The organism is Pseudomonas sp. 2(2015) (assembly GCF_000955865.1).
In the GTDB taxonomy this organism is placed as follows: Bacteria; Pseudomonadota; Gammaproteobacteria; order Pseudomonadales; family Pseudomonadaceae; genus Aquipseudomonas.
In genome coordinates, this window is sequence record NZ_JYOF01000016.1 from 25,644 (window position 1) to 46,613 (window position 20,970).

General features: G+C 63.0%; 19 protein-coding genes. 8 read left to right on the forward strand and 11 right to left on the reverse strand.

Translation table 11 applies throughout. The annotated features are described in order from the left end of the window. The first annotated feature begins 16 nt into the window (after positions 1-16). The 6 genes from UB48_RS21080 (at position 17) to UB48_RS21105 (ending at position 6,029) form a co-directional block, all read left to right on the forward strand. A complete protein-coding gene (locus UB48_RS21080; protein ID WP_045200625.1) occupies positions 17-1,393 on the forward strand; it encodes a pitrilysin family protein in 1,377 nt (458 codons plus the stop codon). Positions 1,394-1,465: 72 nt separating this feature from the next. Beyond that, positions 1,466-2,485 (forward strand): DUF5924 family protein, encoded by a 1,020-nt coding sequence (locus UB48_RS21085; RefSeq protein ID WP_045200627.1) that lies wholly within the window; start codon positions 1,466-1,468, stop codon positions 2,483-2,485. 38 nt (positions 2,486-2,523) lie between these two features. Beyond that, a complete protein-coding gene (locus UB48_RS21090; RefSeq protein WP_045200628.1) occupies positions 2,524-3,669 on the forward strand; it encodes an ABC transporter permease in 1,146 nt (381 codons plus the stop codon). Positions 3,670-3,674: 5 nt separating this feature from the next. Then, positions 3,675-4,469 (forward strand): ABC transporter ATP-binding protein, encoded by a 795-nt coding sequence (locus UB48_RS21095; protein ID WP_176794308.1) that lies wholly within the window; start codon positions 3,675-3,677, stop codon positions 4,467-4,469. Between the two features lies 1 nt (position 4,470). After that, a complete protein-coding gene (locus UB48_RS21100) occupies positions 4,471-5,409 on the forward strand; it encodes an MlaD family protein (RefSeq protein WP_045200632.1) in 939 nt (312 codons plus the stop codon). Beyond that, entirely contained in the window at positions 5,406-6,029 is a 624-nt protein-coding gene (locus UB48_RS21105) for an ABC-type transport auxiliary lipoprotein family protein (RefSeq protein ID WP_045200634.1), read from the forward strand. Before UB48_RS21100 ends, UB48_RS21105 begins: the two co-directional genes overlap by 4 nt. On the opposite strand, the gene UB48_RS21110 is transcribed toward UB48_RS21105, so the two are convergent. The 6 genes from UB48_RS21110 to UB48_RS21135 all read right to left on the reverse strand — a co-directional run bounded on the left by UB48_RS21110 (position 6,011) and on the right by UB48_RS21135 (position 11,380). Then, on the reverse strand, positions 6,011-7,240 hold the full coding sequence (locus UB48_RS21110) for a nucleoside recognition domain-containing protein (RefSeq protein ID WP_045200636.1): 1,230 nt from the start codon (positions 7,238-7,240) through the stop codon (positions 6,011-6,013). The genes UB48_RS21105 and UB48_RS21110 overlap by 19 nt on opposite strands. A 136-nt stretch (positions 7,241-7,376) precedes the next feature. After that, entirely contained in the window at positions 7,377-8,708 is a 1,332-nt protein-coding gene (gene gltP / locus UB48_RS21115) for a glutamate/aspartate:proton symporter GltP (RefSeq protein WP_038997805.1), read from the reverse strand. Positions 8,709-9,456: 748 nt separating this feature from the next. Further along, positions 9,457-9,927, reverse strand: a complete 471-nt coding sequence (locus UB48_RS21120) for an inhibitor of vertebrate lysozyme family protein (protein ID WP_045200641.1) — start codon at positions 9,925-9,927, stop codon at positions 9,457-9,459. Between the two features lie 2 nt (positions 9,928-9,929). Next, positions 9,930-10,094 (reverse strand): DUF1328 domain-containing protein, encoded by a 165-nt coding sequence (locus UB48_RS27435; RefSeq protein WP_010222609.1) that lies wholly within the window; start codon positions 10,092-10,094, stop codon positions 9,930-9,932. A 45-nt stretch (positions 10,095-10,139) separates the two neighbouring features. Continuing rightward, entirely contained in the window at positions 10,140-10,424 is a 285-nt protein-coding gene (locus UB48_RS21130; protein ID WP_045200643.1) for a hypothetical protein, read from the reverse strand. A 173-nt stretch (positions 10,425-10,597) separates the two neighbouring features. After that, positions 10,598-11,380, reverse strand: coding sequence for a BON domain-containing protein (locus UB48_RS21135; protein ID WP_230090939.1), 783 nt, complete (start codon positions 11,378-11,380; stop codon positions 10,598-10,600). Positions 11,381-11,641: 261 nt separating this feature from the next. On the opposite strand from UB48_RS21135, the gene algB reads away from it, so the two are divergent. Together algB and UB48_RS21145 are read left to right on the forward strand one after the other, a co-directional pair. Then, on the forward strand, positions 11,642-12,988 hold the full coding sequence (algB, locus tag UB48_RS21140) for a sigma-54-dependent response regulator transcription factor AlgB (RefSeq protein WP_045200647.1): 1,347 nt from the start codon (positions 11,642-11,644) through the stop codon (positions 12,986-12,988). After that, positions 12,985-14,772: a KinB sensor domain-containing domain gene (locus UB48_RS21145; RefSeq protein WP_045200649.1), complete on the forward strand. Its 1,788-nt coding sequence runs from the start codon at positions 12,985-12,987 to the stop codon at positions 14,770-14,772. The genes algB and UB48_RS21145 overlap by 4 nt, the downstream gene beginning before the upstream one ends. Positions 14,773-14,784: 12 nt before the next feature. Here UB48_RS21145 and UB48_RS21150 read toward each other — a convergent pair whose 3' ends face one another. The 5 genes from UB48_RS21150 to dsbA all read right to left on the reverse strand — a co-directional run bounded on the left by UB48_RS21150 (position 14,785) and on the right by dsbA (position 20,841). Next, positions 14,785-16,404 carry an EAL domain-containing protein gene (locus tag UB48_RS21150; protein WP_045200651.1) on the reverse strand — a complete coding sequence of 540 codons (1,620 nt, stop codon included), beginning with the start codon at positions 16,402-16,404 and terminating at the stop codon, positions 14,785-14,787. A gap of 76 nt (positions 16,405-16,480) precedes the next feature. Next, positions 16,481-17,257: an N-acetylmuramoyl-L-alanine amidase gene (locus UB48_RS21155; protein ID WP_045200653.1), complete on the reverse strand. Its 777-nt coding sequence runs from the start codon at positions 17,255-17,257 to the stop codon at positions 16,481-16,483. A 62-nt stretch (positions 17,258-17,319) separates the two neighbouring features. Beyond that, positions 17,320-19,317, reverse strand: coding sequence for a diguanylate cyclase (locus UB48_RS21160; RefSeq protein WP_045200655.1), 1,998 nt, complete (start codon positions 19,315-19,317; stop codon positions 17,320-17,322). Positions 19,318-19,344: 27 nt separating this feature from the next. Beyond that, positions 19,345-20,199 (reverse strand): endonuclease/exonuclease/phosphatase family protein, encoded by an 855-nt coding sequence (locus UB48_RS21165; RefSeq protein WP_045200657.1) that lies wholly within the window; start codon positions 20,197-20,199, stop codon positions 19,345-19,347. Between the two features lie 12 nt (positions 20,200-20,211). Further along, a complete protein-coding gene (gene dsbA, locus UB48_RS21170; RefSeq protein WP_045200659.1) occupies positions 20,212-20,841 on the reverse strand; it encodes a thiol:disulfide interchange protein DsbA in 630 nt (209 codons plus the stop codon). Between the last annotated feature and the right edge of the window lie 129 nt (positions 20,842-20,970).

Below are 20,970 nucleotides of genomic sequence, written 5' to 3' on the forward strand. Positions count from 1 at the left end.
CGCAAGGAAGCTCGCCATGCGTTGCCTGATGTTCATTTGCCTGCTGCTGGGCTGCGCGCCCGGCTTTGCCCTCGACCGCTCCCAGGTCGAGGGCTACCTGCTGCCCAACGGTCTGCAGGTGGTGCTCAAGTCAGGTTACGAACGCAACCATGTGTCGATCCGCCTGGTGGTCGGCGTTGGCTTCGATGATTTTCCCTGCGAGCGCCAGGAGCTGCCACACCTGCTCGAACACCTGCTGTTCAGCGGTATCGACGAGGGCGGTGAGGGCGGCCTGGAAGAGCGCATGCAAGCCCTGGGCGGGGAGTGGAACGCCTATACCAGCAGCGCCGATACCACCTTCGTCATCGAGGCGCCGGCACGCAACCAGCGCAAGGTGCTCGACCTGCTGCTGGCGGTGATCAACGACACCCAGATCGATGAAAAAGCCCTGCAGCTGTCCAAGCGCATCGTCGAGCGCGAAGACGGCGGCCATTACTCGCACCTGCAGCGCTGGCTCGATCGCCAGGACCTCGGCCATCGCGCCAGCGACCAGTTGGCCGTGGAGTTGGGGCTCAAATGCGCCGAACGTTCGTCGATCGAGGACATGACCCTGGAGCAGGTCAACGACCTGCGCCAGCACTGGTACGCGGCCAACAACATGACCCTGATCGTGGTTGGCGGCCTCGACCGCCTGCTGCCGGCTTATCTGGAACGCACCTATGGCGAGCTGCCAGCGGTCGAACCAGGCGAGCGCCGGGTACTGGACGGCGTCACCCACAAAGCCGAGGCACGCCGGGAGTTGATTCGCGGCTGGCTGGGCGACAGCGCCCGCCTGCACTGGTTGTTCCTCGAACCGGTGCTGGACAACGACCACAGCCAGACCTGGGACCTGCTGCAGCGCTACCTGGATTGGGCGCTGTACGACGAACTGCGGCTCAAGCACGGGTTTTCCTACGGCCCGTTCAGCCAACGCGAGAGCTTCGGCGATACCGGGCTAATGGTACTCAACGCCGACCTCGACCGCGCCGATGTCGATGCCGCCGAGCAAGCCCTGGCGGCCATGCTCGAGCGCCTGCGCAAAAACGGCCTGGACCCGGCGACCTTCCAGCGCATCAAGCAGGCTGCCATCGACCGCGAAGCCTGGTCGACCCAGGGCAACAGCGCCCTGGCCGATTACTACTGGGGCGCCTTGAACGACTTTGACGAAGGGCGCTTTGCCGATCCGGCGCGGGCCTTGCGCCGGATCAGCCTGGAAGATGCCAACCAGGCCCTGCAGCAGTTGCTGGCCGAGCCCGGCTATGTGCGGATCGAGAAGCCACTGTTCAGCTACGACGAGCTGTATGGCTGGGTGGCGCTGGCGGTGGGGGTGTTGTTGGCCGGGGTGCTTATCTGGGGGCGGCGGCGTTCGCGCTGAAATCATCGCGGGGCAAGCCCGCTCCTACAGAGTATCCTGTGATGGTTTTTACCTGACCTTGCGAACACCTTCATGCCTCTTTACCTCCAGCGCTTGATCGAGCTGATCAAGCGCTACCCCGGGGTCATCGCCCTCGGCGGTTTCATCTCCGGTGTCGGCAGCTTCATCCTGGTCGATCGCCAGGAAAGCCTGGCCAGCTGGATTGCCATCGTCATGCTCATCAGCTGGATCTGGCTGATGCTCGAGAACACCTTCACCAAGGTCTTCGCCAAAGTCTTCAAGCGCGAAATCCCCCAGCCGCTGTTGCGCTACGCAACGCAGATGATCCACCAGGAAAGCCTGTTCTTCGTCCTGCCGTTTTTCTTCGTCACCACCACCTGGAACAGCGGCCAACTGGTGTTCACCGGCATTCTCGCCGCCGCCGGGCTGATCTCGATCATCGACCCGCTGTACTACAAGTGGCTGGCCCCGCGGCGCTGGCTGTACCTGGCGCTGCATACCCTGACGCTGTTTGCCGCGCTGCTCACCGCGCTGCCGATCATCCTTCACCTGACCACCTCGCAGAGCTTCAAGCTGGCCCTGGGCATCGCCATGCTGCTGTCGTTCCCAAGCCTTGCCAGCAGCTTCCCGATCAGCCACTGGCGCCGGGGGATCATGCTGGTGGTGATGACCCTGGCCGTCGGCGCCGGCGGCTGGATGCTGCGTTCCTGGGTGCCGCCGGCAACCCTGTGGATGACCGAAGTGGCAGTCAGCACCCAGGTCGAGAACCGCACCCCGGGCAAGAGCCTGGAGCAGATCAAAGCCAGTGAAATACGCGCAGGCCTCTATGCCTTCACCGCGATCAACGCCCCACGCGGGCTGAACGAGCGGATTTACCACGTCTGGCAATTCGAGGGCAAAGAGGTTGACCGCATCGCCCTGGACATCCATGGCGGGCGCAAGGAAGGCTACCGCGCCTGGACCCACAAGCAGAACTTCCCCGGCAACCCGGTGGGGCGCTGGCAGGTGCGGGTGCTCACCGAAGACGGCCAGGTCATCGGCGTACTGCGCTTCAAGGTGGTTGACGATGGTCAAGCACCCGCGGCCGAGTAACGCTATGCTCTGAGGCTGCGAACCGTTGGTCGGACTGCATGGAGCCTATGACTACACACGCCAGCGCCACCCTGGACACTGCAAGCAGCCCGCCACGGCTGCGGATCGTCGGTGACTGGACCCTGGCCAACTACACCAGCCTCAAGCGCAGCAGCGACAGCCTGGCCGGCCAGTACGACGCCTCTACCGAGGTCGACCTCGACCAGCTCGGCAAGCTCGACACCGCCGGTGCGGCGTTGCTGGTCGAGCTGCTGGGCGCCGAACGCCTGGCGCGGCTGACCGAAACCGCCACGCACTTGCCCGCCGCCAGCCAGGCGCTGCTCAAGACCGTGTATTGCTCGGTGCAAGACTTCTGCATCCCGGAAAAACAACCCGAGCGCTCGGTACTGATCCAGCTGCTCACCCGCATCGGCCGCGCAGTCGACACCCTGTGGCAAGACACCCTGCAGATCCTCGGCTTCGTCGGCCTGATCCTGCAAACCCTGTTCCTGCGCCTGTTCCAGCCCAAGCGCTGGCGGGTCACCTCGGTGGTTGCGCATATCGAACAGACCGGCCTCGATGCCGCGCCCATTGTTGCACTGCTGACCTTCCTGGTGGGGGCAGTGGTGGCCTTTCTTGGCGCCACGGTGCTGGCCAGCTTTGGCGCGAGCATCTTTACCGTCGATCTGGTGGCATTCTCGTTCCTGCGGGAATTCGGCGTGCTGCTGACCGCCATCCTGATGGCCGGGCGCACCGCCAGTGCCTTCACCGCGCAAATCGGCTCGATGAAGGCCAACGAAGAGATCGACGCCATCCGCACCCTGGGCCTCGACCCGGTTGAATTGCTGGTGGTGCCGCGGGTGCTTGCACTGCTGATCGCACTGCCGTTGCTGACCTTTGTCGCCATGCTCTGCGGCATTATCGGCGGCGCGGTGGTCTGCGCGCTGTCACTGGGTATCTCGCCGGCGATGTTCCTGTCGCTGCTGCAAAGCGATATCGGCGTGCAGCACTTTCTGGTCGGCCTGGTCAAAGCCCCGTTCTTCGCCTTCCTGATCGCCGCCATCGGCTGCCTTGAGGGCTTCAAGGTCAGTGGCAGCGCCGAATCGGTCGGCGCCCACACCACCTCCAGCGTGGTCCAGTCGATCTTCGTGGTGATCGTCCTGGATGCGGTGGCGGCGCTGTTCTTCATGGAGATGGGCTGGTGAGCGAGATCCACACAAAGCCACGTGAAGCGGTGATCGAGGCCCGCGGCATCTGCAACCGCTTCGGTACCCAGAGCGTGCACGAGCAGCTCGACCTGGACCTGTACCGCGGCGAGATCCTCGCCGTGGTCGGTGGCTCGGGCAGCGGCAAGTCGGTGTTGCTGCGCAGCATCGTCGGCCTGCGCCGACCCAACGAAGGCCAGGTGCGAGTGTTCGGCCAGGACTTGAGCAGCGCCAGCGACGAGCAACGCTCGCTGGTCGAGCGGCGTTTCGGCGTGCTGTTCCAGAAGGGCGCGTTGTTCTCGTCGCTGACTGTCACCGAGAACGTCGCCTTGCCGCTGATCGAACACGCAGGCCTGAGCCGCGCCGATGCCGAGCACCTGGCCGGGGTCAAGCTGGCGCTGGCCGGCTTGCCGATTTCGGCGGCAGACAAATACCCCTCGTCGCTGTCCGGCGGCATGATCAAGCGCGCGGCCCTGGCCCGGGCGCTGGCGCTGGATCCGGACATCCTGTTCCTCGACGAACCCACCGCCGGCCTCGACCCGATTGGCGCAGCGGCCTTCGACCAGTTGATCCTGACCCTGCGCGACGCCCTGGGCTTGAGCGTGTTCCTGATCACCCACGACCTGGACACCCTTTACACCATCACCGACCGCGTCGCCGTGCTGTCGCAGAAGAAGGTGCTGGTGGCCGGGCCTATCGCCGAGGTCGAAGACACCGACGACGCCTGGATTCACGATTATTTTCATGGCCCGCGTGGCCGCGCGGCGTATCAGGCCGCTACAGCGCCCAAGGAGCTCTGAGATGGAAACCCGTGCACATCATGTCCTGATCGGCCTGGTCACCGTGCTGGTGGTGGCCGGCGCCATGCTGTTCGGCCTGTGGCTGACCAAGTCGAGTGTCGACAGCACCTTCAAGGACTACCAAGTAGTGTTCAACGAGGCCGTGTCCGGTTTGTCCCGGGGCAGCTCGGTGCAGTACAGCGGTATCAAGGTTGGCGACGTCACCAGCCTGCGCCTGGACCCCAACGACCCGCGCCGGGTCCTGGCCCAGGTGCGCCTGAGCGCCGATACGCCGGTCAAGGAAGACACCCTGGCCAAGCTGACCCTGACCGGCATCACCGGCACCTCGTTCATCCAGCTCAGTGGCGGCACGCCGCAAAGCCCGGAGCTCAAGGGCAAGGACGGCAAGTTGCCAGTGATCGTCGCCTCACCGTCGCCGATTGCCCGCCTGCTGGACGACAGCAGCGACCTGATGACCAACATCAACGCCCTGGTGCACAACGCCAACCAGCTGTTCTCCGAAGACAACGTCACCCGCCTGAGCAACACCCTGAGCAACCTTGAACAGACCACCGGCGCCTTCAACGACCAGCGTGGTGACATCCGCGAGGGTATCCAGCAACTGGCCCAGGTCGGCAAGCAGGCTGGCGCCATGCTCGAACAGACCAGCGAACTGATGCGCAACGCCAATGGCCTGCTCAGCAGCCAGGGCAAGCAGATGTTCGGCAGTGCCGAACAAGCCATGCAGTCGCTGGCGCAAAGCACCGAAACCATCAACAAGCTGCTCAATGACAACCGCGAAGCCATCGATGGCGGCGCCCAGGGCTTCAACCAGCTGGCGCCGGCCATCCGCGAGCTACGCGACACCCTGACCTCGCTCAAGGGCATTTCCCAGCGCCTGGAAGCCAACCCCAGCGGCTACCTGCTGGGCCGTGACAAAAACAAGGAGTTCGAGCCATGAGCCGTACCTGTCGCTACCTGGCCCTGGCCACTGCACTGAGCCTGGGCAGCGCCTGCTCGATCCTGCCGCAGGCCGAGCCTGCCGATGTTTATCGCCTGCCTTCGGCGCAAAGCACCCGCTCGCTGACACAAAGCGCGCCGTGGTCGCTGCGGATCAACAAGCCAATCGCCAGTGATGCCCTGAACAGCCCGCGCATCGCCGTGGTGCCGCAGGGCAACCTGATCAGTAGCTACAAGGGCGCGCGCTGGAGCGACCCGGCGCCGAAGTTGCTGCGCAACCGCATGCTCGATGCCTTCCAGCGTGACGGCCGCGTGCAGCGCCTGAGCGCCGACGACAGCAACCTGCAAAGCGATTATGAAATTGCCGGCGAACTGCAGGCCTTCCAGAGCGAGTACAGCGCCGACGGCCTGGCCGTGGTGATCCGCTACGACGCCCGCCTGGTGCAGGGCCGTAGCCAGCGCATCCTTGCCAGCCAGCGCTTCGAAGTACGCCAGCCGTTGAGCGACAAGCAGGTAGCCGCGGTAGTCAGCGGCTTCGGCTCAGCCAGCGACCAGTTGATGAAGCAACTGGTCGACTGGACGGTAAACCAGGCCGCTCAGCTTCAGGCGAAGAACCAGTAGCAGACGAAGATCGCCGCGATCACCCCGGACAGCTCGGCCAGCAGCGCACAACCCACCGCATGGCGGGCGCGCTGGATGCCGACGGCGCCGAAATACACCGCCAGCACATAGAAAGTGGTTTCGGTGCTGCCCTGGATGGTCGCTGCCACCAGGGCCGGGAAGCTGTCGACGCCGTGGGTCTGCATGGTTTCGATCAGCATTGCTCGCGCCGCACTGCCGGAAAACGGCTTGACCAGCGCGGTGGGCAGGCCCTCGACAAAGCGCGTGTCCCAGCCCAGCCACGCGACTGCATGACGGATACCATCCAGAGCCAGCTCCAGGGCCCCTGAGGCGCGCAGCACGCCGACGGCGCAGAGCATGGCAACCAGGTAGGGCAACAGGCTTTTGGCGACGTCAAAGCCCTCCTTGGCGCCTTCCACGAAGGTTTCATAGACCTTCACCCGCTTCAGCGCGCCGACCACCAAAAACAGGATGATCAGGCCGAACAGGGTCAGGTTGCCGAGAATCGACGACAGCCCCGCCAGCGCGGTAGCCGACAGGGTGCCGAGAAACGCCATGAAACCGCCCAGCAGCAACGCACCGGGAATCAGGTACGCCAGCACCACCGGGTCCCACAGGCGCAGGCGCTGCATTACCGCCACCGACAGCAGGCCGACCAGGGTCGAGGCGCTGGTGGCGAGCAGGATCGGCAGGAACACCAGGGTCGGGTCCATCGCCCCCTGCTGGGCGCGGTACATGAAGATGGTCACCGGCAGCAGGGTCAGCGACGAGGCGTTGAGCACCAGAAAGAGGATCTGCGCGTTGCTGGCCGTGGTCGAGCTGGGGTTGAGCTCCTGCAGCGCACGCATGGCCTTGAGGCCGATAGGCGTGGCGGCGTTGTCCAGGCCCAGGCCGTTGGCGGCGAAGTTGAGGGTGATCAGGCCCAGGGCCGGGTGGCCGGGCGGGACTTCCGGCATCAACCGGGCAAACAGCGGGCCGAGGACCTTGGCCAGCCATTCGACGATGCCGGCTTTTTCGGCAATCTTCAAAAAGCCCAGCCACAGCGTCAGGGTGCCGAACAGCAGGACCATGACCTCGACCGAAAGCTTGGCCATGGCAAAGATGCTTTCGACCATTGCCGCGAAGATCCCGGCGTTACCGCCCACCAGCCATTGGGCCATGGCCGAAATGGCCGCGACAATGAAAAAACCAAGCCAAAGGCCGTTGAGCATCCGTTGTTCCCCCCAAAGATGGCGCAAATGATAGCGGGCCGGGTTGGCTTCGCGCCATAAACGTCGAGTTACTCCCGATGTAGCCAACAAAAAAGCCCCGACCAGGTCGGGGCTTTTCGTACAGCCAGGTTAGCGCTTACTTGCTGGCAGGCTTGCCAGCCGGTACGGCTTCCTTGCTGCGCCAGTGCGGCAGCGAGTTCCAGTAGCGCTGGCCCTTGGCATCGTCGTACATGCCTTCCCAACGAGCGATAACCAGAACCGCCAGGGCGTTGCCGATTACGTTCAGGGCAGTACGGGCCATGTCCATGATGCGGTCGACACCGGCGATGAAGGCCAGGCCTTCCAGCGGGATACCGACGCTGCCCAGGGTGGCCAGCAGGACCACGAAGGACACGCCCGGTACACCGGCGATGCCTTTGGAGGTAACCATCAGGGTCAGCACCAGCAGCAACTGCTGGCTCAGCGACAGGTCGATGCCGTACAGCTGGGCGATGAAGATCGCCGCGATGCTCTGGTACAGGGTCGAACCGTCAAGGTTGAACGAGTAGCCGGTCGGTACCACGAAGCTGCAGATGGCTTTCGGCGCACCGTAGGCTTCCATCTTCTCGATCACGCGCGGCAGCACGGTCTCGGAGCTGGCGGTGGAGTAGGCCAGGACCAGTTCGTCCTTGAAGATGCGCATCAGCTTGATCACCGAGAAGCCGAACAGGCGGGCGATCAGGCCAAGGACCATGAAGGCGAAGAAGGCGATGGCGAAGTACACCAGCAGCACCAGCTTGGCCAGCGGCAGCAGCGAGGCGAAGCCGAAGTTGGCGACGGTCACCGCGATCAGCGCGAACACACCGATTGGCGCGTAGTTCATGATCATGTGAGTGACCTTGAACATGGCTTCGGAGACGCCCTGGAAGGTTTTCACCAGCGGGTCGCGGATGTCTGCCTGCAGGCTCGACAGGCCCAGGCCGAACAGCACCGAGAAGAAGATGATCGGCAGCATCTCACCGCGCATCAGCGCTGCGAAGATGTTCGACGGGATCAGGTTGAGGATGGTTTCGATGAACGCATGCTCATGCTGAACCTCGGCCGCCGTGGCCTGGTACTTGGAGATATCGACGGTACCCAGGGTACTCATGTCGATGCCGGCGCCCGGGTGGAACAGGTTGGCCAGGACCAGGCCGACGACGATGGCGATGGTGGTCACCACCTCGAAGTAGATAATGGTCTTGAGGCCGATACTGCCGAGTTTTTTCGCATCGCCAACCCCGGCGATACCCACGATCAGCGACGAAATCACGATCGGGATGACGATCATCTTGATCAGGCGAATGAAGATGTCACCGGCAGGTTGCAGGACGTTACTGATCCACCATGCCTTTTCTGCACTGAAATGGTTCAGTAAAGCGCCGATTGCAATCCCCAGTACCAGACCGATGAGGATCTGCCAGGCGAGGCTTAGCTTTGCCTTCTTCATGTCGTTACCTTTTCTTCAAGTGGAAACGGCCACCAGGCTGATAACCGCGACCCAGAGCTGTTGCCAGCAATCCGTATCGTTTCTTGTTATCTACCGATGGCACCGTAAAAGGTCACCGCAAGCGAGCGTAGGAACGCTCAGGCCAGCGAAAAAAGGCGCAACTATTCCCACGTGGGGGGGCTCCGTCTAATGCCGTAAACGACTACCCCATGCCGAATCGGCATGAGGTTTATCGGCCAAAACGTACGTCACAATGGGTTATTCGCCTACCGTTCGGAAATCCGACGATGGCCAAAGCGCCATAATCCGGCCGATATAGAGGTATGCGCCCGAGTGACAAAGGGCGTTGTTCGACAATCCGAATGGGTGAAATCGCAGCGACTTTGCCAGGACGGCGGGGCGAAAAAATATCGATGTACGGTCGGGCAAAAATATGCGTCGACAGCTTCGGTAGGAAAAACGAATTTGTTGCGGGGGAAAAAGCGATCGCCGTAAAGAGCGCTACGGAAGTCCGGTCGGACACCTCTGCCTGAAGGCAGTTGTCCGACCCGCAACTTCCGCTACCGCTTCACCTGACCCGGCCCTCATCGGAGGTACTCCCTGTACCCCTAGGCCCCTCCGATCCTGAAACAATCAGAGCAGCCCGGCCCCCTGGTCATGCGCCTGCCTTCCTCGGGCGGCGCAGCATAGAAGCCTGAAATGAAAAAAGGTTCAGCTTCTATATATGTACAGAAGTGTGAGCAACACCTCAGTACCAGTTCGGATCACGTTTGAGCTGCTCCTTGAGCAGGGCCTGCATGCCTTCGTCCGGCTTGCCCAGCCAACGGTAGTCGGCGTGGCGTGTGGGCGACTTGTCGGACGGCAGGCCTTCGGGCACTTCTACCAGCATTCCGTAGGCTTCGTCCTTGTCCCAACTGAAGGCGACAATCAGACGCTTGTTCAGGCACTTCTGCTCGGATTCGCACAACGGTCCGACCAGATACTTGTCGCCATCTTCCTCAACCGCCGACATCTGTTGCTCGGAAGTACCACTCAGGTTAAGGACCCATTCGGGCAAGCGTTCTTCGTTTTTGACCACGTCCTGCCAGGTTTCCCGGTATTCGGGGTCCGAGCCAAGAATCTGGTTGGCCCGGACCTGGCCGTCATTGGCCGCCATTGCCGCTGCGCTGCCGCCCATGATCAGGGCGGCAACCAGGGCTCTGCCTAGCGTTGTGCTCATACTCAGCCCCTACCGCGGCGACCAAAGAAGAAGGACACCACGAACAGCACCAGGAAGATAATGAACAGAATCTTCGCGATACCGGTAGCGGCGCCGGCGATACCACCGAAGCCCAGCACGGCAGCGACAATGGCGATAATCAGGAAGGTGATGGCCCAACTCAACATGGTGATTCTCCTTACCGTTTTTGGAAGAGGTCCTTGGGTGCTCGGTTAAAACACCCAGCGATCACGTGGTGCAGCAGTGTCGACAACGGCAGGAGTGGTCACCGGCGTAGACAGTGCGACCCTGGCCTGCAGCGCAGCTACCGGGCGTTGTGCCTGAACCTGCGCCACCAGCGCGGCCTGGGCAGCCAGCTGCTCGGCACTGCGCGCGGTTTCCCAGCTGTTGTAGAGCTGGCCGGCAATCAGGGTCAGCAGCAGCGCCAGGCTGAAAAACAGACCCTGGCGCATCTGAAGCGAAGAAACCTGCACTAGGGTGGCGGTTTGGCGGTTCATGCCGTGCTCCTCCTGCTGCTTTTATTGTTGACTTGATGTAGTCATTGCAGCCTGCATGCCAGCCTTTGGAACTATTTTTTATCCTTATAAATCAACAACTTATGTACATACATCGGTTCAGCCTAAAACGTATCCTGCACGATCGGGCTCAAGCGTTCGTGCGTTTTGCATGATCAGCCCTGCACCTTGGTTGCTACCTTGAGCATGTCGGCATCCACCCCGCGCACGCCGCGAATCTGCCGGGCGACCTCGATGGCGATGGTCTTCTGTTCGCTGCTGACCACCTCGCCGGACAACCGCACCACGCCATCCTGGGTCGCCACTTTGATGTTCGGGCCATCGAGGTTGCGGCTGTACATGAAGCTGGTCTGCACCTTGGCATTGATCCAGGCGTCGCTGAGCTGCGGTTCGGTCACCTGTTGCTGGCGCTCTTCACGCTGCCTGGCCAGATCGGCCGCACTCAGGCTGATGAGGTTGTTGACCAGGTAAACGCCCTCGGTGGAGCTGGCCAGTACTCCCGCCAGCTCTTTGGCTTCGGCGCTACTGACCTGGCCGCGCAGGGTCACCACGCCCTCACGGCTGTCGACTTCTATAGGTGCTGCCTGGGTGTGGGTGCTCCACAGCAGACGCGCGCGAATGATCGAGGCGAGGGTCGCGTCTTCCAGGCGCTGGGCATAGGCGCGCCGCTCCAAAGGTTGCTCGACCAGTTCGGCATTGACCTTGAGGTCGTTCTGCACCGCTTCGATGCCGCGGGTGGCCAGAGCAACGGCTTCGGCCAGCTGGCGCTCGACCTGGTTCTCAACCTCGCCGCGCAAATGCGCCGTACTGCCCTCGACCCTGACCTCGATCTTGTATGGGTTGAGCAAGCGGTTGAGCGCCAGGGCGGTTTGCAAGGCGCCTTCCTGGCGCGCCTGCTGCACGCTGGAAGCCGGTGATTCGGCGGCGCTGCTGGCCATCGGCAGCAGCAGGAACAGGGCAGTGGCGACTGCCAACGGATAGGGCGCGAACATGAGAAAACCTCCGAGGGCTCAGAGTCTTTTGTCTTCGCAGTACTCGTGCCAGTTCCTTGCGGATAAACAACTGCTGATTTTTCAGTGAGTTAGATAAGTGTTGGGCGAACGGCTACCATGCAGGCAACGGAATGAATCAGAATGAACCATGCAACTTGCCCGATTTTTCCGACACTAACCTAGATCATTCTCAAAGGAGCGTAGGAAATGGAGTCAGCCCAGGAACATCAAGGCCGTATTCTGCTGGTCGACGATGAGTCCGCCATCCTGCGAACCTTTCGTTACTGTCTTGAAGATGAAGGCTACAGCGTTGCCACCGCCAACAGCGCGGCGCAGGCCGAAACCCTGCTGCAACGGCAAGTCTTCGACTTGTGTTTCCTCGACCTGCGCCTGGGCGAAGACAACGGCCTGGATGTTTTGGCGCAGATGCGTATCCAGGCGCCATGGATGCGCGTGGTGATCGTCACCGCGCATTCGGCGGTCGACACGGCGGTGGATGCGATCCAGGCCGGCGCCGCCGATTACCTGGTCAAGCCCTGCAGCCCGGACCAGTTGCGCCTGGCCACGGCCAAGCAACTGGAAGTCCGTCAGTTGTCGGCGCGCCTCGAAGCGCTGGAAGGCGAAGTGCGTAAGCCCAAGGACGGCCTCGACTCACACAGCCCGGCCATGATGGTGGTGCTGGAAACCGCTCGCCAGGTTGCCACCACCGACGCAAACATCCTCATTCTTGGTGAGTCCGGCACCGGTAAAGGCGAACTGGCTCGCGCCATCCACGGCTGGAGCAAGCGAGCGCGCAAGGCCTGCGTGACCATCAACTGCCCGTCGCTGACGGCCGAGCTGATGGAAAGCGAGCTGTTCGGCCACAGCCGCGGGGCCTTTACCGGTGCCAGCGAAAGCACCCTGGGGCGGGTCAACCAGGCTGACGGCGGGACCTTGTTCCTCGATGAAATCGGCGATTTCCCGCTGACCCTGCAGCCCAAGCTGCTGCGCTTTATCCAGGACAAGGAATACGAGCGCGTCGGCGACCCGGTGACCCGCCGCGCCGATGTGCGGATTCTGGCCGCGACCAACCTCAACCTCGAGGACATGGTCCGCGAAGGGCGCTTTCGCGAAGACCTGCTGTACCGCCTGAACGTCATCACCCTGCACCTGCCGCCCCTGCGCGAGCGCAGTGAAGATATCCTCACCCTGGCCGATCGCTTCCTTGCCCGCTTCGTCAAGGAATACTCGCGCCCGGCCCGCGCCTTCAGCGAGGAGGCCCGCGCCGCGCTGCTCAACTACCGCTGGCCGGGCAACATCCGCGAACTGCGCAACGTGGTCGAGCGGGCGAGCATCATCTGTGCCCAGGAGCGCGTCGAAATCAGCCACCTGGGCATGGCCGAACAACCGGCCAGCAATGCTCCGCGCATTGGCGCGGCGCTGAGCCTGGATGAACTGGAACGCGCCCATATCGGTGCGGTACTGGCCACCAGCGAAACCCTCGACCAGGCCGCCAAGACCCTCGGTATCGACGCCTCGACCCTGTACCGCAAGCGCAAGCAGTACAACTTATGAAACTGGCGATGAAGCTGCGCACGCGGCTTTTCCTCAGCATTTCGGCGCTGATCACCGTCGCCCTGTTCGGCTTGCTGCTGGGCCTGGTCAGCGTGCTGCAGATGGCCAGCGCGCAACAGGCGCTGGTGCGGGAAAACTCGATAACCCTCGACCTGGGCCTGAAGCTGCGGCAGAACCTGGGCGAGCAGTTGACCCTGCTGCTGGATGACGCCCCGGACAAGCCGGCCCTCGAAACCTTGCAACGCCAGTTCCAGCAACTACTGGACGAAGGCATCAACCATGACGACGAAAGCCCGGGCGACCAGGGTTTTGCCAAGGCCAACCTCGACTACCAGGCCTTTTTGCAGGCTTACCGCAACAGTGCTGCCACCTCGAAAAGCCTGGGCGCCGACCAGCCCCTGGGCCATGCCTTCAACCTGTTGCGCAGCGACCTGGTCGAATCGCACAAGCGCGCTTTGCAGCACATTAATGAAAGCGAGCAGAAAGCCCATGACCGCGCCCTGCTGATTGGCGGTTTGCTCGGCCTGGTGGGCCTGACAGTATTGATTCTCGGTTTTGTCACCGCCCATGGTATCGCCCGCCGGGTCGGCCAGCCGATCGAAGCATTGGCCAAGGCGGCCGACCAGATCGGCCAAGGTAACTTCGAGGTCACCCTGCCGGTGTCCCACGCCCTGGAGCTGAACCAGCTGACCCGCCGCTTTGGCCTGATGGCCGAGGCTTTGCGCAAGCATCAGGCAACCAACATCGACGAAGTGCTGGCCGGCCAGCAGCGCTTGCAGGCGGTGCTCGACAGTATCGACGACGGCCTGCTGATCATCGATCGCCAGGGTCATCTGGAGCATCTCAACCCGGTCGCCCAGCGCCAACTGGGCTGGGAAGATGCGCGTCTGGGCACAGGCCTTGGCGATGCCCTGCAACGCCCGGAGCTGGACGAGCAACTGCGCCTGGTACTGCGCGGCGGCACCCTCGACCGCGTGCCTGACGACCTCAGCCTGGAAATAGATGAAGAAACCCGGCTGCTTTCCTACAGCCTGACGCCGGTATGCCACCCACAAGGGCAAATCCTCGGCGCGGTGATGGTGCTGCACGATGTCACCGAGCAACGTGCCTTCGAACGGGTACGCAGCGAGTTCGTCCTGCGCGCGTCTCATGAACTGCGCACGCCAGTGACCGGCATGCACATGGCCTTCGGCCTGCTGCGCGAACGTCTGAAGTTTGCCCCCGGCTCGCGGGAAGCCGATCTGTCCGACACCATCGGCGAAGAGATGCAGCGCCTGAACCAGCTAATCAACGACCTGCTGAACTTCTCTCGTTACCAGAGCGGCCTGCAAAAACTCGACCTGACCCCCTGCGCCATCGACGAACTGCTCGGCCGGGCCTGCGAACGCTTTGCCGCCGCGGCCAACGACAAACAGATCGAGCTGCAGGTCGAGCTGACTGCGCCGCTACCGCGTATCCAGGCCGATCCGGCGCAATTGGACCGGGTCATGGACAACCTGCTCGACAACGCCGTGCGCCATACGCCAACCGCCGGGCGCATCCGCTTGCATGCACGCCGCCACGCCGAGCGGGTGATTATCAGCATCGAAGACAACGGCGAGGGCATTGCCTACGGCCAGCAGGGCAGAATCTTCGAACCTTTCGTCCAGGTCGGACGCAAAAAGGGCGGTGCCGGCCTGGGCCTGGCGCTGTGCAAGGAGATTGTCCAGTTGCACGGCGGGCGCATGGGTGTGTACTCGCGGCCCGGGCAAGGCACTCAGTTCTATATGGCCTTGCCAGTCTGAATCGCCTGCGGCTCAGGCTTCGTCGTCGATGCGCCGGGGCCCGAGCCGCCGGCCACGGGTGATCAGCTCGATGAACTGGCGTGCATTGAGCGGATGGGCGAACAACCAGCCCTGGCCATAATTGACCCCTTCGCTATTGAGCAGCAGGGCCTGGTCTTCGTACTCGATGCCTTCGGCAATCACCCGTAGCTGCAGGGCATGGGCCATGCGGATGATGTGCGGGGCCACGCCGCTGCTGGCTGCGTCATGGCCCAGGGCATCGATAAAGGCCTTGTCGATCTTCAGGCAGTCGACCGGCAAGGTTTGCAGGTAGGCCAGGCTGCAGTAGCCAGTACCAAAGTCATCGATCAACACCTGGTGCCCGACCGCGCGCAAGGCCTGCAGGTTGTCCCGGGCCACCACCACATCGATCAGCCCACGCTCGGTAACTTCGAAGGCAATCTGGCTGGCCGCCACGTGGTGCATGGCCAGCAGGCGTGCCGCCACCCGGCCGATTCTCGGCACCATCACATCGCAAGCGGCAAGGTTGACCGAGATGTACAGCTGGCGGTTGGCGCGCAGCAACTGGCCGAGTTGCTCGAGCACCCGCTGCAGGACGAAATCGGTGATCTGGCGGATCTGCCCGGTGTTCTCCGCCAACGGGATGAACAGGTCGGGGCTGGTTAGCGTGCCATCCGAGCGACGCCAGCGCACCAGTGCTTCGGCTCCGACACAGCGGCGGCTGTTGAGCTCGAAAATAGGCTGGTAAAGCACCTGCAATTCGCCCCGGCGCAGCGCGCCCTGCAGCTCCGAACTCATCGAGCGACGTTGGCGAATCAGCTGTAACACCAGCCAGCCAATGCACCAGGCCAGTACCAGGCTACCGGGGAACAACAGCCAGAGAATGCCGTTCATCTTCAGCGGCATGCTGGCCCTGGGCGCGATCAGCACCAGTTGATAGTCCGGTGACTTGGTCGGCATGCGGTAGATCAGCCGATCCGGGAGCTCCAGCAGCGAACCACTTGAGGCCGGCGGCCAATCGGCGGACGGCGGCCAGACCTGCGGCGGGCCCAGCACCGGTACCGCCCGTGTGCCGTTGTCGAGCACCACCAGCAGGCTGCCTTCGGGCGGCAGGTCAACCACGTCGGTGATGTGCCCGCGAGAGGTGGCGACCAGGAACTTGCCCCGGCCCAGCATCAGCGCCGCCAGGTTGTCATCCGGCTCGGTGGTAGTGTTAAGCCAGTAGCTATAGGTCGGGCCCTGGATATCCGCAGGCCGCAGCGGGTTGATGGTGCGCTCGCCAACCCGGTTGGAACAGGCAACATTACCATCGACGTAAGCGGCTTCGTAGACGAAGCGATAATTGAAGGCGACCTGCTGCAAAGCCGTCAGCATGCTGGCATCGCACCCGCGCACGGGTTGCGACTGCAGTTGATCGACGCCTTCGCGCAACTGACCGAAGATCTGCTCCAGGCGCACCAGAAAGCGCTCGCCCTTGGCGTTCATCTGCTCGATTTCGCTTTGCTGCATCTGGTGCATGGCCACACCGACGCTGGCCATGAGCAGCAGGATCGCGCTGGCCGTAGCCGCGAGTGTGGCCAGTAACCAGGGACGATAGAGCAAATGGCGCAACACCGAGAGGGCAGCTGACATCAATAATTATCCAGTTGAATACCAAGAGGTATAGCAACTGCCAGTCAAGTCAGCCTGCCCGTTGGGCGGTGGGGGCTCAACGACGGCTGTTGAGCACCTGCAACATGGCCGCCGTCTGGGCATCCGGCACGCCATCGAAACGCTGCGGGCGAAAGCGCATCTGGAAGGCTGCCAGCACGTGCTTGGTGCTGACATCATTCTCGCCGGTTTGCTCGATGGCGTAGCCGAAGCGCTTCAACTGCTGCTGATACCAGCTGATGCTCGGTGGATTGACGCTGAAGTACGCCTGCTGCTGGGCCACGGCCTGGGCATTCGGCCAGACCCCAAGGCCTGCGTCCGCCAGACGCTTCCAGGGGAACATCGGGCCCGGGTCGAGCTTGCGCAGCGGGGCGATGTCGCTGTGGCCGATGATGTAGCGCGGCTTGATGTTGTTGCGCTTGACGATGTCCTTGAGCAGGACGATCAGCGCCTGGACCTGCGCCTCGGTGTAGGGGTGCCAGACCCGCCCGGTCGGCGTGTCGGTATAGCCGGGGTTGACGATCTCGATGCCGATCGAGGTGGAGTTGAGCCAGGTGCGGCCATCCCACTGGCTGTCACCGGCGTGCCAGGCACGACGGCTCTCGTCCACCAGCTGGTAGACGGTCGCCGGCGAGTCGCCGATCAGGTAGTGGCTGCTGACTTCGCCGTGGGTGAGCAAGTTCAGCGAACGCTCCAGCGAAGCATTGGTGTAATGCAGGACGACGAACTGGATACGTTCGTCCTGGTTGACCGAAGTATGGCTGCGGTCGATCCGCAAACCGCTGGTGCAACCTGCCAGCGTCAGCAGCAGGAGGGCGGTGAAAAACGCTTTCATGAAGAGGGCACTGTGATGAGAGTCTGCAAAGCGTAAGCTTAACGTATCCTCGCCCTTGCCACTCAGCCCTGTTCGACGCGATTTCGACCAAGATGTTTCGCCCGGTACAGCGCTTCGTCTGCCCGCTTGAGCACCACCTCGCTGCGCTCACCGCTGCGAAACGCGCTGATGCCGATCGACAGGGTAATGGTCACCCGCTCGCCCTTGAAGTGGAACGGGCAGGCTTCGATGGCTGCCCGCAGAGCTTCCGCCAGCTGACAGCCAGCTGGCAGCGAGGTTTGCGGGATCAGCAGGACAAACTCCTCACCACCAAAGCGGGCGATGAAATCCTGGCCGCGCAGGCGCTTGCGCAGCACGCTGGCGACTATTTTCAAAACCTTGTCACCGGCCAGGTGGCCATAGCTGTCGTTGATACGCTTGAAATGGTCGAGGTCGAGGATCGCCATCAACAGATGGCCGCCGCTTTCCTGCCATTGCAGTACTTCCTGATCAACCCGCTCCGACCAGGCGGCGCGGTTGGGCAGCCCGGTGAGCGGATCAATCAGGGCTTTCTGGCGCTGCTCTTCAAGGTGCTCGCGGTAGCCCAGGGCTTCCTGCTCCATGCTCGCCACCCGCTCGGCCAGGCCTTGCAGACGGCTGGCCATGTCCTGCTCGCGCTGGTCACGCTGCTGCTGGTGCTCGTCCATGGTGCCGAGCAAGCCTTCGAGGCGGTTTTCCAGGATGTGCTTGAGGCTGCCCAGGTCGGCCGCGCCCTGCACGCTGCTTTGCAGGCCATCGACCTGCTCGCGCAGCTGGCTGTCGAGGTCGCGGGCTGCCGAGGTGTTGTCGGCGTGGCCTGCGCTGGCTTCGTGCAGGTGGCTCTGGAACGACTCCAGGCGCTCGTTGAGTTGCTGCAGGTAGGCTTCAAACTCGTGCTGGCCGCTGTCGTTGATTGCCAGCATCAGCACCGCCAGGTCATCCAGCACCGGCAGCAGCTCGTACCAGTTCAGGCCGTGCTCCAGGCGCTCGCGCATTGACTGCGCCTGGGCCTTGTGGCGTTCGGGCAGGGTCAGGTCGTCGAGCAGGCCGAGTAGGGTGTCTTCGATATGCGCCGCGACCGAGCTATAGGTGGGCTCGGTGCCGTCGGGCAGGGCGTACTGGGCCTCTTCGTCATCTACCGGCTCTGCTTCTGCCAGGTCAGCCTGCGGCTCGTCCGGGCTGTGCTCGAGCAAGGCCAGTACATCCTGCTCGGAGTCCAGTGTGACCGGCTCGGGTAGCGCTGGCAGTTCAACTTCAGCTGCTGGCTCGATTGGCAGCTCGGCAACCGGCTCAGGCTCGGATGTACCTTCAAACTGCGGCTGCGCGCTGGCTTGGGGCTCCACGGCTGCAGTCTCATACGCCTCGGCAACGACCTCTGCAGCAACCGGCAAGGGCTGCAGCTCATCAACATCGATAGCGGCGGGTTCGGGCGCCACGGCCACGGGCTGTTCTCTGCCCTCAGTAGCCGCCGGTACCGCAACGGCGAGAGCCGGTTGCAGGGCTTCTTCCGGCTCGCCGTCGCGATTGCCGAACAGGCGCTGCAACAAACCCGGGCGCTGCGCTTCTTCAGGCCGCTCCAGCGCCGACAGTGCCTGGCCCTGCAGGCCGCTCAGCTCTCCCAGCAGCAGGGGCATCTCGCGCGACTGGCTGGCGCGGGCCTCGACCTGCTTGGCGAACTTTTTCAGCGGCCGGCTGACGTCGCTGGGCAAGGGCAGGGTCTGCAACTGGCTGACCAGTGAGGTGAGGGCGGTGGTGACCTGGGCGATCCGGGTTTCCCGGCGCTGCTCGGAATCGAGCACGGCCTTTTCCAGGCGCGGGATCAAGCCGGCGAGGGCGGCGTCCATGTTGTCGGTGCGGATCACCTCGCGCATTTCCTTCATGCACTGGTCCACCGCGCGGTCACTGCCTTCGGCGGCCAGCGTGCTGCGCACAAGGCCACGGCGCAACAGGTCGAGACGAGCCTCCCAACGGCGCTCCAGCTTCTCTTGCTGTTCGATACTCTTGAGGTATTTTTCTTTCCAGCGCTGGGCTTCGTCGGTCATGCCTGGGTCCGCAGAGGGTAATGGCAATTAGCTCAAAGCGGGCAGCGTATCCACAGCAAGGGCATCAGGCAAACGAATCTCAACCGCGACCGGTAGATGATCGGAAATAGGCTGGGCCAGAACCTCGACCCGCTCCAGGGTCAGGCTCGGGCTGAGCAGAATATGATCAAGGCAGCGTTGCGGCCGCCAACTGGGGAAGGTGGCTTGAACCTGGGGCGCAATCAGGCCGAGGTCGCGCAGCGGCGAGTGCTCTAGCAGGTCGGTGGCATGGGTGTTCATGTCGCCCATCAAAACCTGATGGCGGTAGCCGCCGATCAGTTCGCGAATGTAGGCAAGCTGCCGGGCGCGGGTCTTGGACCCCAGGGCCAGGTGCATCATTACCACCACCAGGGCGTCTTCACCCTCGCCGAAACGCACCAGGATCGCCCCGCGGCCAGCCGGGCCGGGTAGCGGGTGGTCTTCAAGCAGTTGCGGCTTCAGGCGGCTGAGCACACCGTTGCTGTGCTGGGCCAGGCGCCCGAGGTTGCGGTTGAGCTGCTGGTACCAGTAAGGGAAGGCGCCGAGCTGGGCCAGGTGCTCGACCTGATTGACGTAGCCTGAGCGCAGGCTGCCGCCATCGGCCTCTTGCAGGGCAACCAGGTCGAAGTCGGCGAGCAGGTCGCCGATTTTCTGCAGGTTGCCGGCCCGCCCGGTGTGCGGCAGCAGATGCTGCCAGCCACGGGTCAGGTAATGGCGGTAACGCTCGGTGCTGATGCCGACCTGGATGTTGAAACTGAGCAGCCGCAGCCGGCCGTCCTCTGGCAGGCCGTTAGCCTGCAGGTGATGTTCATTGACCTGCGGATCACACAGGCCAACGCCTCGCTCGGTTCTCCAGCGGCGCATGGCTGGCGCCGCTTACTTAGCGGCGCGCTCCTTGTCGATGAGGTAGTCAGCAACGTTCAGCACGCCTTCCGGTCCCTTGGCGCTGCCCAGGTCAAAGCGATACTTGCCGTTGACGACCATGCTCGGAACGCCAGTGATGCCGTACTTTTTCGCCAGCTCTTTGGCCTGCTTCACCTGGCCCTTGATGGCAAAAGAGTTGAAGGTGGCGAGGAACTTGGCGCGATCAACGCCTTGGGTTTCGAGGAAGTCAGCCATCTCTTCCGGCTTGGTCAGGCGCTTGCGCTGAACCTGGATCGCCTCGAACACGGCAGCATGAACCTTGTGTTCGACACCCATGGCTTCGAGAGTCAGGAACATCTGCCCGTGAGCATCCCAAGGGCCGCCGAACATGGCCGGAATGCGCTTGAAGTTGACGTCTTTCGGCAGCTTCTCGACCCACGGGTTGACCACTGGCTCGAAGCTGTAGCAGTGCGGGCAGCCATACCAGAACAGCTCGACCACCTCGATTTTGCCAGGGACCGACACCGGAACCGGGTTGCTCAGCTCGGTATACTGGTCAAAGGCTACCGGTTCGGCGGCCTGGGCAGTCATGCCGAAGAGGCTGGCGGTGACCAGCGCGGCGCCGAGAATCAGATTACGCATGCTTTACTCCTGAGCAGTCTATTGAGTCGCCTTGGCGCGACCGGTCGTAGGACAGGCCGAGGCTGGCCCGAGTTCGTTAGTGTAACGGCAGCGGGCACAAAAAAGGGCGGCCGAAGCCACCCTTTTCAT

Excerpts from the sequence above, each read along its gene's own strand:
- UB48_RS21105 (WP_045200634.1), top strand. The coding sequence starts at position 5,406 with ATGAGCCGTACCTGTCGCTACCTGGCCCTGGCCACTGCACTGAGCCTG.
- UB48_RS21085 (WP_045200627.1), top strand. The coding sequence starts at position 1,466 with ATGCCTCTTTACCTCCAGCGCTTGATCGAGCTGATCAAGCGCTACCCC.
- gltP (WP_038997805.1), bottom strand. The coding sequence starts at position 8,708 with ATGAAGAAGGCAAAGCTAAGCCTCGCCTGGCAGATCCTCATCGGTCTG.
- UB48_RS21090 (WP_045200628.1), top strand. The coding sequence starts at position 2,524 with ATGGAGCCTATGACTACACACGCCAGCGCCACCCTGGACACTGCAAGC.
- UB48_RS21155 (WP_045200653.1), bottom strand. The coding sequence starts at position 17,257 with ATGAAAGCGTTTTTCACCGCCCTCCTGCTGCTGACGCTGGCAGGTTGC.
- UB48_RS21080 (WP_045200625.1), top strand. The coding sequence starts at position 17 with ATGCGTTGCCTGATGTTCATTTGCCTGCTGCTGGGCTGCGCGCCCGGC.
- UB48_RS21160 (WP_045200655.1), bottom strand. The coding sequence starts at position 19,317 with ATGACCGACGAAGCCCAGCGCTGGAAAGAAAAATACCTCAAGAGTATC.
- UB48_RS21145 (WP_045200649.1), top strand. The coding sequence starts at position 12,985 with ATGAAACTGGCGATGAAGCTGCGCACGCGGCTTTTCCTCAGCATTTCG.
- UB48_RS21165 (WP_045200657.1), bottom strand. The coding sequence starts at position 20,199 with ATGCGCCGCTGGAGAACCGAGCGAGGCGTTGGCCTGTGTGATCCGCAG.
- UB48_RS21150 (WP_045200651.1), bottom strand. The coding sequence starts at position 16,404 with ATGTCAGCTGCCCTCTCGGTGTTGCGCCATTTGCTCTATCGTCCCTGG.
- UB48_RS27435 (WP_010222609.1), bottom strand. The coding sequence starts at position 10,094 with ATGTTGAGTTGGGCCATCACCTTCCTGATTATCGCCATTGTCGCTGCC.
- dsbA (WP_045200659.1), bottom strand. The coding sequence starts at position 20,841 with ATGCGTAATCTGATTCTCGGCGCCGCGCTGGTCACCGCCAGCCTCTTC.
- algB (WP_045200647.1), top strand. The coding sequence starts at position 11,642 with ATGGAGTCAGCCCAGGAACATCAAGGCCGTATTCTGCTGGTCGACGAT.
- UB48_RS21130 (WP_045200643.1), bottom strand. The coding sequence starts at position 10,424 with ATGAACCGCCAAACCGCCACCCTAGTGCAGGTTTCTTCGCTTCAGATG.
- UB48_RS21120 (WP_045200641.1), bottom strand. The coding sequence starts at position 9,927 with ATGAGCACAACGCTAGGCAGAGCCCTGGTTGCCGCCCTGATCATGGGC.
- UB48_RS21135 (WP_230090939.1), bottom strand. The coding sequence starts at position 11,380 with ATGGCCAGCAGCGCCGCCGAATCACCGGCTTCCAGCGTGCAGCAGGCG.
- UB48_RS21110 (WP_045200636.1), bottom strand. The coding sequence starts at position 7,240 with ATGCTCAACGGCCTTTGGCTTGGTTTTTTCATTGTCGCGGCCATTTCG.
- UB48_RS21100 (WP_045200632.1), top strand. The coding sequence starts at position 4,471 with ATGGAAACCCGTGCACATCATGTCCTGATCGGCCTGGTCACCGTGCTG.